The following is an 11752-nucleotide window of genomic DNA, read 5'->3' as shown; positions in this document are numbered from 1 at the left end:
ATTTCATTCCTATCACCTTAAGGCTTATGGGTATTTTTTATTAACACGGATCGGTTTGTGACAAAATTGACAATAAACCCACTATAATGGGGACTTGCTTAATTTTGCACCATGACAAGCCGGAGTTCAACAGCAATGAATGCTGCCGATGATTTACTTTTTGGGGATCCCGAATCGCAGGAAAAATTACAGCATGCTCTTGAAGACCTGTATTACCTGCTTGGCAGGGATTACCCAGTCAAAGCCTCCCTGGCCCTGGCGGGCAACCGGTACCAACTGGTGCAACGCCAATTGCAGGCCCTGCAGGGAATGGCATGTTCAGCGAATGAACGCAGCATCCGGAAAAATACGGAATTGTCGCCCGATGCTTTAAAAGGAGAAACCATCCTGTTGGATGGCTTCAATGTTCTTATCATCCTGGAAACAGCGCTTTCAGGCGGTTTTGTATTTGAAGGACTGGATGGTTGTTACCGGGACATCTCCTCCGTTCACGGTTCTTACAGAACAGTGCAAACTACCGAAGAGGCCCTGGTGCTTATAGGAAAAACCCTGCAACAGCTGCAATTGCAAAAAGTGATCTGGGTGTTCGATGCGCCTGTATCGAACAGCGGTAAACTAAAAGGCGCCTGTTATGAGTTAGCAGGTAAACACCATTTTCCCTGGGAGATCCTGCTTGAAAACGCCCCCGATAAATACCTGATCGAAAACAGCGGGTTAATTTGCAGTTCCGATGGCTGGGTGCTTAATGAATGTAAATCCTGGTTTAACCTGGGAGCTTACATCATCAACCAATTACCGGCAGTAAAACTACTTTCATTTAATAACCGCCTAACGATAAAATTATTCTGACTTTACCGGTGTCCAGAACAACATCCGGAAAAAGAAGCGTACCGATTTTTGTAAAGTGGTTACCCTGGAGTTTGCCATACAGGTTTGGTTTAACCCTGCTGGCAATAAGATGTACTATTTGAAAATCTCCATAACGGAGAGTGTTAGAAATATGTTAAGGCGAAGAGACTGTTTATATCAACCCTGTCTCTTTTGCCCGGTTTATCAATGTAACAATGTTATTCACCTGAAATTTATGCAATAATGTGGCCCGATGCGTTTTTACCGTAAGCGGACTGATAAATAACGCCTCCGCTATAGCGGCAGATTTACGCCCTTCGGCCAGCAATTGCAGGATCTGCTTTTCTCTTTTAGTAAGCTCGGGTACTGCCTGTAAGGTATTCAGGTCCGGTTGCTGCATGATCTCTTTTACTTCCTGGCTCATAGCAGTTTTTCCTTCCAGCACGGAATTGAGTGCATCCAGCAGTTCTTTGGCTGAAATATTTTTAAGCAGGTAACCTTTGGCCCCGTTCCTGAACATTTGCAAAATAATACTGCGCTCATTCAGATTACTCAAAGCTACTATGATGGTATTAGGATGCGCTTCGTTGATGGCGGCACAGAAATGAACACCATTGCCATCGGGCAAAGTAATATCCAGCAGTACGATGTCTGCTTTATGTGCCTGCAAAAAGGTCATGCATTCACCGCCTGTTGTAAAACAGCCTGCAATTTCATACAGCGGGTTATTTTCCAGCAACGATTTAAATCCCTGGAGCACGATGGGGTGATCGTCTACAATAGCAACACTGATCTTATGATGGTTGGGCAACATGTAACTCTATATTTATAATGGTTCCTTCCGGCGATGATTCAATATGCAGATGCCCGTGAAAATAATCCACGCGGTTACGGATATTCTTCAACCCGATCCCATCCGATTGATGGTTGGTGACATCGAATCCTTTGCCATTGTCTTCTACCGTGATAAAAAAACTGTCTTCTTCCTGGCTGCATTGCAACAGGATGGTAGAAGCCCGGGCATGTTTAACCGCGTTGGTAATGATCTCCTGCACCATGCGGTAAATCATAGTTTGGGTGTTCAGCGGCAATGCGGGATCGATATTATATGCATTGTACACCAACCGCAACTGCGGGCTCATTACCGAACTGCACAGGTCTTTCAACGCGTCCTGTAACCCAAGCGTCAACAACGATTCCGGCATCATGTTGCGCGAAATCCAACGCAGTTCCCGGATGGAGGCATCCAGTTGGTCAGTTACCTGCAGTAACGACAACTCCTGTGGATCATTGGCAGCCGGAATGCGGGTGAGGCCCAGTTTAATGGCTGCCAACTGGCAACCCAGTCCATCATGCAGGTCGCGGGCCATTCGCTGACGCTCCTGCTCCTGCCCTTCCATCAACGCTGTATAGTTCGACAATTGTTTTTCCTTTTCCTTTCTTTCCAGTTCAGCCTGATGCGCGGCTTCCCGCCTGGCAGTTATTTTCTTACGATACTGCAAACGCATAATGGTAATAATTGCAATCAGGCTCAATACCGCCACCGCTGCCAGTAATAACAGGATGAAAAATTTTCTTTCTTTTTTCTCATGCTCCAGGTTCCCGATCAGTTTTTCTTGCTCCGCTGTTCTGAAACGCGCTTCCAGCGCATCGACTTCGTTTTTTGTTTGGTTTGCATAGATGGAATCCGACAAAACCGCATATTGCATCAGGTAACCATAAGCAGCAGCCGTATTACCCGATAGCTTTTCCGTTTCGGCCAGATCGAACAGGAGCTGCTTTTTATTTTTAGAAAGCGGGAAACTGTTCTCCATCTCCAACCCCTGCTGCAACATATTCCTTGCCGCCGGATAATTCTTCTCGTCCTTGTATACATTGAACTGTTCGTACAACAACGCCCGCTTCTCAAACACATCACTCATCCGGTTGGCCACAGCCAATCCTTTTTCAAGGCTTTCATGCGCCAGGGTATACCCATGCATATTCCTGTAATAGGCGCCTTCCACCGAATAATATAGCGGCCAGAAATAAGAATCGGGATTGGGCTCCAGGATCTTTTTTGCTTTTTGCAGAAAAGGCAACGCCTGCTGTGGCTGTCCGCTCAAGATGGTTGCGCGGGCCGACATTACATACGTATCGGCCAGATCGGCATACACCTGCTTACCTGATTCCATAATGGCAATGGCCCGTGAAAAATATTGAAGCGACCGTGCATTTTCATTGAGGTTAAGCAGCACCAGTCCGATGTTGTGATAACTCAACGCCATGCGGGTACTATCACCAGCCTGTTGCGCCAATGGCAATACTTTATTGATAAGGATATCGAGGAATTCCCGCGGTTTGTCTTTTCGCTGCTCGAGGGCGCCATAATTATTCCAGGCCCTCGACCGGTAAATCAGCGCTTCCTTTTGCAGAAAGGGCCGTAACAGTTTTTCTGCATACATATATTCCTGCTGACTGCGATCCACATTACATTCAAAATATACACCGGCCAGATAGAAATGCGCCACTCCACTCAGGTACTCGTCCCGTTTGCTCAGCTCAATGCCCTGCCTGGCAAAGTCAAGGGCTTTTGCAGTATCTCTGGTGCTGTAAAAATCGGAGAGTAGAAAAAGGGCATCCAGCCTTTTGTTCAGCGCTTTTGACGTTTTTAGCACCTGTTGCAGACTGTCGGGGAATTTGCGGTCGTCAACCACGTGTTGCGCTGTTGCCTGTACGTATACACAAAGTAACAACAAACAATACTTTATTTTCCGGATGGTGTTTATTGATGAATGGGCCAATAGTGCAATTTTTAAAAGGCGTTCTAAAAATAGGGATAAAACAAATGACGGTTGAGATATACCCACTTCCACTATGAAAAATACACCTTTGGGAGTATTGTCTGGCGAGGCGCGGCCGCGGAATTTTGTGAAAGCAATTCTCTCGTTTAACCATTAATCATTTCTTAACATGAAAAAGCATTTATACTGGATAGCACTGGTGTTATTGATCTCGGCCTGCTCTAAAGCCGGAGGCGGCGATGATGGCACTACAGACCCGGTAACAGGAACCAATACCGGCGCCACACAACCGGGAACAGGCATTCTCTATTACGACTGGGCTACAGAAGGCGTGAAGAAACTGGATTTGAAAACAGGTGTGAAAGCCACTTTTCTCCCTTACAATACCCGGCGCAATGGCTGGGATGTTAGCCGCGACAATACCTGGCTGCTTGAATCACGGGATGATCCGGACGATTATGATGGTGAGATCTATACGATCACTAATGTGAAAGACAACACCATTGTATCGCAATTCAAAAAAGCGTCCGGCTATGCCAATCTCACCAATCCGCTCTTGTCTTTCGACAAAAAGATGATCCTGGTGCCGCCTACTTATGATGATGGCGTGTTGATCCTTGACCTGCAGGGGAAGATTCTTTTCAATCTTGTTTCGTTCCAGGGAAAAAAGCTCGATGGCCTGGTAGTATGGATGCCCGACAATTCTTTCCTGTTCAGCCAGGGTAACAATTTATACCGCACCAATACGGCCTTCACCTCGGCCACGCTGGTGAAGACGTTCAACTTCGACACCTGGGGAAACTTCAGTCCAAGCCCCGATGGCAGCAAGCTCGCCCTGCGTGGTGGCAACCATTTATGGCTGATGAATATGGATGGCAGCAACCTTACCCAGATCACCGAAAGCAATGGTATTGAAGTATGGCCTACATTTTCGCCAGACTCCAAATACCTGCTGATCGGTTATAACTATACCCCTACCAACCAGTTGGGCCATTATTGGGACCAGGCCATTATTCCCGCGGATTTTAATAAATACAATGTGGAAGAAAATACCGACAAGCGGGTGCTTATCGTAACAGCCAAAGGACAAAAAACTGCAGAGGCGGCGGATGGTATTACGCTGTGGCGATAGAAAAGAGTTGACCAGGTAGGATTTCCCTGTGCAATAAAGCTTTCCAATGACTGTCTCTGAGTTCGCAGGACTTATCAAAGTGTTCCTGATGAGTTTGCATAGGGATGAAAGTTTGTGCAATAATTGTTATTGTAGGGGAAACGGGAATTCCCTATTTTTGTTGTCTTTTTAGCATCTGTATCCCACGCAATTAACATCCAGCTCATTATTTTAATCTCACGCCCCACGGAATAACAAATAGATCTTTCACCATTTAAAAACATAGAAAATGGAATTTAACAAAGTACTATTTGTGGTTACGAGCCACGACCGGATGGGTAACACAGACAGAAAAACCGGTATCTGGATAGAAGAGTTTGCAGCGCCGTATTACTACTTCCTCGACAACGGCAAAGAGATCACCATCGCTTCTCCCAAAGGCGGCCAGGCGCCCATAGATCCCAAGAGCAATGAACCCGAAAACAGAACAGAGGCTACCATTCGTTATTTCAACGATCCTGAAACCATCAAACGCCTCAGCAATACCAAAAAGATAAGTGAGGTGAACGAAAGAGATTTTGACACGGTGTTTTATCCCGGCGGACATGGCCCCATGTGGGACCTTCCTGATAATGAAGATTCCATTCACCTGTTGGAAAGTTTTAACCGCGCCGGTAAGATCATGACCCTGATGTGCCATTCCCCGGTGGCATTGATAAATGTCAAAGATGTGAATGGTGAACTGTTGATCAAAGGCAAACGCGTGACCGCATTTACCAATGGTGAAGAAGCTACCGCGCAATTAGATAAGATAGTTCCCTTCCTGCTGGAAGACAAACTGCGCAGCAAAGGCGCCAACTATCAAAAGGGAGAAGACTGGGCTCCATTTGTAACCCGCGATGGCAGGTTGATCACCGGCCAAAACCCGGCCTCCTCTGTATTAGCTGCAGAAACAGTGATGGAAGTGTTTAAAAGAATGGCTGCAGCCATGCCGGCTGAGGCGTTATAATTCCTTCTTCATTTCCATAAACGAAAAACTGGCCAGTGCTTTGGAAGAATGATTTGAAAAAGGCTGCCTATTACCAGTAGGCCTGTACCCTTTTCTCTTGTACCAGTCAATCAGCTCATGCCGGATATCAATAACAGTTATGGTAACCGTATCATAACCATGATCCCGTGCGAACGATTCTCCCTCTTCTACCAATAATTTACCAATACCCGATGCCTGCAATTGCGGCTCTACCGACAACATGCCCAGGTAAAGGGTATTTTCTTTCTTTTCCAGCAGCACACAACCAACAATGGTTTGTTGTTCATCGATGCACTGGAGCATGGTGATATCAGGTTGTTGAACTAAACTCCGCACAATGTCCTCAGTAGTTCTTTGCCCCGCAACAATATTACCTTCCGAGGTCCAGCTTTTGCTGCCTGGTTCTCCCTGGTAAGCGCTGTTCACCAGTTTGGTGATGGCGGGAATATCTTCTTCGGTGACTGTTTGTATATGATATTTTTTATACATAAGGTGCTGCAAAAATACATCAATTTAACGCCACATACACCTGTTAGAACAATCTCAGCTGTGCGGTTGCTGCAGGCCCGCTTTCATCAATAAAATTTGATACGCCCACACCCAGCAGCCGGATCTTTGCCTCCTGGATGTCGGTCTTTAATAACAACTGTAGTACCGTAGCGGCAATGGTTTCCTGGTCGCAGACTGCAGCGGGGAGGGTTTGACTTCGGGTAAGTTGTTTGAAATCGCTGTACCGTATTTTGAGGGTGATGGTTTTGCCTTTCAGCTCGTATTGTTGCAACCGGTTGGTAACAACAGCAGCCAACCTGTCCAACTGTTCTTTCATCTCAACGGGGTTGTCGAGGTCGTTTAAAAATGTATCTTCTGCACTGATCGATTTTGTTTCGCGGTTGGGTTCAACAGGCCGGTCGTCAATACCCCGTACAATTTTATAATAGAAACTTCCTGGTTTACCAAACAAACGCACCAGTTCTACTTCGGTGAGCTTTTTAAGGTCGGCGCCGGTGAACAGGTTCAACGTATTCATTTTTTCTGCCGTTACCTTCCCCACTCCATGGAATTTATTCACAGGCAAACTTTCCATAAACGCTTCCACTTTATCCGGCGGAATAAAGGTAAGCCCATCGGGTTTGTTCATATCCGAAGCGATCTTCGCTACAAATTTATTAATGGATACGCCAGCCGAAGCGGTCAGTTGCAATTCATCGCGAATGGCTGCTTTTATTTGTTTGGCTATTCCAATGGCTGAACCGATCTGCTGTTTGTCTTCCGTAACATCCAGGTACGCTTCATCTAACGACAAAGGTTCAATAAGATCGGTATAGCGATGAAAAATTTCTCTTACCTGCCTGGATACGGCTTTATAAACAGCAAAGCGGGGCGGTGCAACAAATACCAGTTCCGGGCAAAGTTGAACCGCCCGTTTGGATGGCATGGCCGAACGCACGCCGAATTTACGCGCTTCGTAACTGGCGGTAGCCACTACCCCACGGTTTTCGGGCAAACCGCCTACAGCGATCGCCTTTCCCCTTAACTCCGGGTTATCCCGCTGTTCAACCGAAGCATAAAAGGCATCCATATCGATATGAATAATCTTTCTTTGCGCCATACCAGGCTGTAAGGTACGAGCCATTATCTGAATACCCAATCGCCCGTAACAATATCAGGAAACGGTAAACCGTTTTATAGAACGCTTTCAAAAAAATCTACAACTATACCATGCCACAACCAACCAATGCCTTAAAAACAGTTCCGGTTACAGATAAACAGGAACTTTTATTTTACATCGCGGCCCATTGTCCGGATTATATAATAAGAATAGCTACTAATTCCAGGTTTACCTATAAAGGGTTAATACGTACTATCGGAAAATTAAAAACCGAAGAAGTCATCCTGGTGGTGCAAATTACCGGTGACAGAAACGATGTAACCAACAATTATGTACACCTGAGCCTGCAATCAATAACCGCAGTTGAATTGATAGAACCGGCAGATGTACTCAATATTCTTTCATTGGGAAAAGCCATTACCGGCGATCACTATGAGCCAACAGGAAAGCTGGCCGTACAAAGGGAGTTCCAGTCATTTTCAACCACTATTTTTGATACCCACAGTGTACAGGTTGGCGTACCTGTTATGGAATTGCCTGCAGACGGCCTGCAACTAAGCAGGGTATTAAAAACTACTCAAAAAATCAAAGCGGCGATTATTGAGTTGTTTAAAGAGGAAGATGCCCGTACCAGTTGGAAAGACCGTTACAGCAAGATCAGCTTTGTAAATAAAGATACCCTTGCAGTAACAGCCGCAAATGATACCGTGGAAATAAGTTTTGCCTTTGACAACATTCATGCACCTGAAATACCGGTTACCGAATTAACCAGGATGTTGATGGAAGTACTATAGTTTTTTGCTGCTGACATAGGGTTGTCACTCCCGCCACTTTACTTTGGAGTAATAAATGCCAGCAAATGGACAAACTAGACTTAACAAAAAAGTACAAGCCGTACTTTACTGCCAAAACTACACCGGAAATAATTGAAGTAGAGCGCGCCCGATTCCTTTCCATAACAGGTAAAGGCGATCCTTCGGCACCCGAATTTGCCAAAAATATAGAAGCGCTTTATTCAACGGCGTATGTAATAAAGTTTGCCTGTAAATCAAAAGGCATGGATTTCGTGGTATCAAAACTGGAAGGGCTTTGGTGGTATGATGAGAACAAATACCCCGGCAAAACGATGAAGACAGCAGTGGATGTCCCCCGTAGTGAATGGCAATACAAACTCCTGATCAGGATGCCTGAGTATGTAAGCGAACCGGATGTAACCAATGCAATTGAAACAGTAGTTACCAAAAAGAATATTCCATTGGCCAGGGAGGTTACATTCTTTGAAATGACGGAAGGCAAATCTGTTCAAATGTTACACGTAGGCCCTTTTTCAACCGAACTGGAAACACTAAAGAAAATAGGAGCGTTTATAACAGCCAATAAATTTGGAAGAAACGGCCTGCACCACGAAATATATTTGTCAGACTTCAGAAAAACCGAGCCCGGCAAATTAAAAACTATTTTAAGGGAACCTGTTATTTAATTATCACACAGTACCTCTTTAAAATTTTTGGTTGTGCGTGCTTTCAATAATTTGACAGCGGTTTCCATCATATTAGTAGTCTTACTATAAACAGGGATGATCTCCTGGCCCTGCATAAAGCGGATCGCCTTACCGTCTTTTACATATATACGGAACTCGGTTTTCTGTAATTCCCCGTTAGCTACGCCGCCAGCAATTAATTGGTAAATGAAGAATACCCGGCCATCACGGTAATAATATTCCGTAGTTGAACTGACATCATTAGAACTGCCCGACTCTTTTATTTTTACGATCTGTTGTTTGTCGAGGTAATATTCCAACCGTCCATCGTCGGCACAACCAGCAGCTTCGTAGGTGTATTTTTCTACTTTATAGGTATTATTGCTGTTTATATCCTTAAACGCCGTGCGGATGTCTTCAATAGCTGCCACCTCGGACTTTTTTTGCTGGGCGTTGGCACAGGAACTGATCAGGCTTATCAATAAAGCTAAAACGAAAATAGGTCTGGTCATTGGGTACATAAGAGAAACGGTTGTTAGCGTGAAAATAGTAATTTCTCCGGTTGGGAAAAAACTGTCACTAAGACAAATTATGTATTCTCATAGATACAGATTTGCAATTAATCCCATATAGCCTTACCTTCAGCTATTTGAAACTGTTGCTGAATAATTGAGAAATTGCTATTGACTGCTTTACCTTCATATCATGAGAACGAGATCATCCGGCTTATAATGCAGGGCGATGAACAAGCCTTTGAAGTTTTGTACCGCCATTACCGCAACCGAACGTATACACTCGCGCTTACTTATATGAACGATCCTGCCCTGGCCGAAGATGTGCTGCAGGATTTCTTTTTAAAATTATGGCAGATCCGGTTGACCCTCGAAAAGGTCGACCGCTTTGAGCATTATCTTTTTACCGCACTGCGCAACCGGCTTATTTCCGAACTACGCAAAAAAGACCGGCAGCAAAAGATCAAATCCTATCTGAGCCGGGAAAACGCCTGGCAGCCTACTGCAGAACAATTAACAGAATCGCGGGAATTGCACAGCGCCATCCGCGAAGCCTTACAGCAATTACCCGAAAAACAACAAACCATTTACCGCCTCAGCCGCGAAGAAGGTTTGAACCACGAAGAAATAGCATTGCAATTACAATTGTCATCCCGCACCATTTCGAACCTGCTTTCTTTGACCCTCAATCATTTACGCACGGCTCTCCGGGCAAAGGGCTACCTGCCGGGCACCGTGTTGGCCGCTACCATATTTTTTTATTAAAAAAGAGGTCTTTTTTTCGTGCGTGGCTTTTCCGCCGCGCGTCTTTATTGGTTATACCTTATTCAAATACCATTAAAAGTTTGCTATGGATAAATCATTCCCGCAATTGTTGGCGCTTTTTGAAACCGGTCAATTGACGGGCAGCGAGCTGGACCAATTCTTTCAGCTCCTGGAAATCGAAGAGAACCGTACCCTGCTGGCAGCAGCCATCGATGAAAAAGCGATGGATGAAAGCACGCTGCCTGTTGAAAACGCATTGCTCACCGAACGCGCAGTAACCTCGTTAAAAGCAGCTATGCAAGACCTGCCGGCAGCAACCAACATAGAAACACCCGTTCGCTCCATGCGCTCCTGGAAATACTGGGGCTGGGCCGCAGCAGCATTACTTATTATCACCGCCGGCTGGTACCTGTTTAATAAAAACCAACATAAGCCGGTTACAAACACGCTGGCAACAACACAGGAAATAAAGGCGCCACAGAATAACCGGGCCATGATCACCCTGGCCGATGGTAAACGCATTTATCTCGACAGCACCGCCAATGGCCTGTTGTCGAATCAGGGCTCAACTCAGCTGGTAAAAACAGCCGACGGACAGATCCGTTACTACCTTCAGAACGTCGGCGCCAGCGAGCCCTTGTACAATACTTTATTTAATCCCCGGGGCAGCCGCATCATTAATATGCAACTGACCGATGGCACAAAAGTGTGGCTGAACGCCGGTTCCTCCCTTAGCTACCCGGTTAATTTTATTGGTAATGATAGAAAAGTGACCATCACCGGCGAAGCCTATTTTGAAGTAGCGCACAATACGCAAAAACCGTTCATTGTAAATGTGAACAATAAAGAAGAAGTGACCGTGCTGGGAACGCACTTTAATATAAATGCGTATGACGACGAGAGCAGTATTCGTACTACGTTGTTGGAGGGAAGCGTGAAAGTCGTGAATCGTGAATCGGCAATCGGCGATGAAGAAAAGGCAAAGGGCAAAGGGCAGAAGGCAGAGATGAAAGAACAATCAGTGGTGCTGAAACCAGGAGAACAGGCTGTTGGTGTAGCGAGTCCACTCACCAATGATCCTGCCGATTCCCGGCATCCCTACAAAGTCGGGAACTCACCACTCACCATCAACCCCTCGCCGGACCTGGAAGTTACCATGGCCTGGAAGAACGGCCGGTTTGTGTTTGGCGATAAGGTAGATGTAGCCACCATTATGCGGCAGATAGCCCGCTGGTACGATCTGGATATAGAATTACAGGGCAATTTTACCCAGCATTTTGGCGGTTCCATTTCCAGGGAAGCCACTGCAGCAGAAGTATTTAAAGTGCTGGAAGCCACGGGGGGCGTGCATTGTAAGGTAACAGGCCACAAAGTAATAGTAACACAGGGATAGTAAGAGACCCGGTTGGCCATGAAAAAAAACCGCCCCGAGTACGAGTCGGGGCGGCTAAATATTCAGGCTAATCTTTTTATACAATCGGCAAAGACTGCTTTTCCCGACTACATCGGGAGTAAACATTAATTAACCTAAACTAAACGAAGTTATGGATTTAAAGGTGCTTCGCAAGGGCATCCTATGGGGGAACCCTTTTTTTCAACCAAAACGCCGTTCC

Annotated in this window: 12 protein-coding genes; 7 read left to right on the top strand and 5 right to left on the bottom strand. The window is 45.7% G+C overall.

Annotated features, from left to right (window positions below; all coding sequences use genetic code 11):
* The first annotated feature begins 111 nt into the window (after positions 1 to 111).
* On the top strand, positions 112 to 849 hold the full coding sequence (locus NIAKO_RS06880; RefSeq protein WP_014217687.1) for a DUF434 domain-containing protein: 738 nt from the start codon (positions 112 to 114) through the stop codon (positions 847 to 849).
* A 172-nt stretch (positions 850 to 1021) separates the two neighbouring features.
* On the opposite strand, the gene NIAKO_RS06875 is transcribed toward NIAKO_RS06880, so the two are convergent.
* Positions 1022 to 1663, bottom strand: a complete 642-nt coding sequence (locus tag NIAKO_RS06875) for a response regulator (protein ID WP_014217686.1) — start codon at positions 1661 to 1663, stop codon at positions 1022 to 1024.
* Positions 1644 to 3632: a tetratricopeptide repeat-containing sensor histidine kinase gene (locus NIAKO_RS06870; RefSeq protein ID WP_014217685.1), complete on the bottom strand. Its 1989-nt coding sequence runs from the start codon at positions 3630 to 3632 to the stop codon at positions 1644 to 1646. The genes NIAKO_RS06875 and NIAKO_RS06870 overlap by 20 nt, the downstream gene beginning before the upstream one ends.
* A gap of 169 nt (positions 3633 to 3801) precedes the next feature.
* Here NIAKO_RS06870 and NIAKO_RS06865 point away from each other — a divergent pair, with 169 nt between their 5' ends.
* Together NIAKO_RS06865 and NIAKO_RS06860 are read left to right on the top strand one after the other, a co-directional pair.
* Positions 3802 to 4764: a TolB family protein gene (locus NIAKO_RS06865; protein WP_014217684.1), complete on the top strand. Its 963-nt coding sequence runs from the start codon at positions 3802 to 3804 to the stop codon at positions 4762 to 4764.
* Between the two features lie 268 nt (positions 4765 to 5032).
* A complete protein-coding gene (locus NIAKO_RS06860; RefSeq protein WP_014217682.1) occupies positions 5033 to 5752 on the top strand; it encodes a type 1 glutamine amidotransferase domain-containing protein in 720 nt (239 codons plus the stop codon).
* Here NIAKO_RS06860 and NIAKO_RS06855 read toward each other — a convergent pair.
* Both NIAKO_RS06855 and dinB read right to left on the bottom strand, forming a co-directional pair.
* Entirely contained in the window at positions 5747 to 6274 is a 528-nt protein-coding gene (locus tag NIAKO_RS06855) for a GNAT family N-acetyltransferase (protein ID WP_133055389.1), read from the bottom strand. The genes NIAKO_RS06860 and NIAKO_RS06855 overlap by 6 nt on opposite strands.
* A gap of 31 nt (positions 6275 to 6305) precedes the next feature.
* Positions 6306 to 7382, bottom strand: a complete 1077-nt coding sequence (gene dinB, locus NIAKO_RS06850; RefSeq protein WP_014217680.1) for a DNA polymerase IV — start codon at positions 7380 to 7382, stop codon at positions 6306 to 6308.
* Positions 7383 to 7492: 110 nt separating this feature from the next.
* Between dinB and NIAKO_RS06845 the strand changes: the two genes are divergently transcribed.
* Both NIAKO_RS06845 and NIAKO_RS06840 read left to right on the top strand, forming a co-directional pair.
* Positions 7493 to 8176, top strand: a complete 684-nt coding sequence (locus NIAKO_RS06845; protein WP_014217679.1) for a hypothetical protein — start codon at positions 7493 to 7495, stop codon at positions 8174 to 8176.
* Positions 8177 to 8241: 65 nt separating this feature from the next.
* Positions 8242 to 8862, top strand: coding sequence for a GyrI-like domain-containing protein (locus NIAKO_RS06840; protein ID WP_014217678.1), 621 nt, complete (start codon positions 8242 to 8244; stop codon positions 8860 to 8862).
* On the opposite strand, the gene NIAKO_RS06835 is transcribed toward NIAKO_RS06840, so the two are convergent.
* A complete protein-coding gene (locus tag NIAKO_RS06835; RefSeq protein ID WP_014217677.1) occupies positions 8859 to 9383 on the bottom strand; it encodes a hypothetical protein in 525 nt (174 codons plus the stop codon). The genes NIAKO_RS06840 and NIAKO_RS06835 overlap by 4 nt on opposite strands.
* Before the next feature lie 162 nt (positions 9384 to 9545).
* Between NIAKO_RS06835 and NIAKO_RS06830 the strand changes: the two genes are divergently transcribed.
* Positions 9546 to 10139, top strand: coding sequence for an RNA polymerase sigma-70 factor (locus NIAKO_RS06830; protein WP_014217676.1), 594 nt, complete (start codon positions 9546 to 9548; stop codon positions 10137 to 10139).
* 85 nt (positions 10140 to 10224) lie between these two features.
* Positions 10225 to 11532, top strand: a complete 1308-nt coding sequence (locus NIAKO_RS06825) for a FecR family protein (protein WP_014217675.1) — start codon at positions 10225 to 10227, stop codon at positions 11530 to 11532.
* The last annotated feature ends 220 nt before the right edge of the window (positions 11533 to 11752 follow it).

The organism is Niastella koreensis GR20-10 (genome assembly GCF_000246855.1).
In the GTDB taxonomy this organism is placed as follows: Bacteria; Bacteroidota; Bacteroidia; order Chitinophagales; family Chitinophagaceae; genus Niastella; species Niastella koreensis.
The sequence above is the reverse complement of the archived record's forward strand: the minus strand, read 5'-3'. Positions and strand labels throughout refer to the sequence as shown.

Coding starts and splice junctions, on each gene's coding strand:
- NIAKO_RS06880 (WP_014217687.1), top strand. CDS start 112: ATGACAAGCCGGAGTTCAACAGCAATGAATGCTGCCGATGATTTACTT.
- NIAKO_RS06875 (WP_014217686.1), bottom strand. CDS start 1,663: ATGTTGCCCAACCATCATAAGATCAGTGTTGCTATTGTAGACGATCAC.
- NIAKO_RS06865 (WP_014217684.1), top strand. CDS start 3,802: ATGAAAAAGCATTTATACTGGATAGCACTGGTGTTATTGATCTCGGCC.
- NIAKO_RS06860 (WP_014217682.1), top strand. CDS start 5,033: ATGGAATTTAACAAAGTACTATTTGTGGTTACGAGCCACGACCGGATG.
- dinB (WP_014217680.1), bottom strand. CDS start 7,382: ATGGCGCAAAGAAAGATTATTCATATCGATATGGATGCCTTTTATGCT.
- NIAKO_RS06845 (WP_014217679.1), top strand. CDS start 7,493: ATGCCACAACCAACCAATGCCTTAAAAACAGTTCCGGTTACAGATAAA.
- NIAKO_RS06840 (WP_014217678.1), top strand. CDS start 8,242: ATGGACAAACTAGACTTAACAAAAAAGTACAAGCCGTACTTTACTGCC.
- NIAKO_RS06835 (WP_014217677.1), bottom strand. CDS start 9,383: ATGTACCCAATGACCAGACCTATTTTCGTTTTAGCTTTATTGATAAGC.
- NIAKO_RS06825 (WP_014217675.1), top strand. CDS start 10,225: ATGGATAAATCATTCCCGCAATTGTTGGCGCTTTTTGAAACCGGTCAA.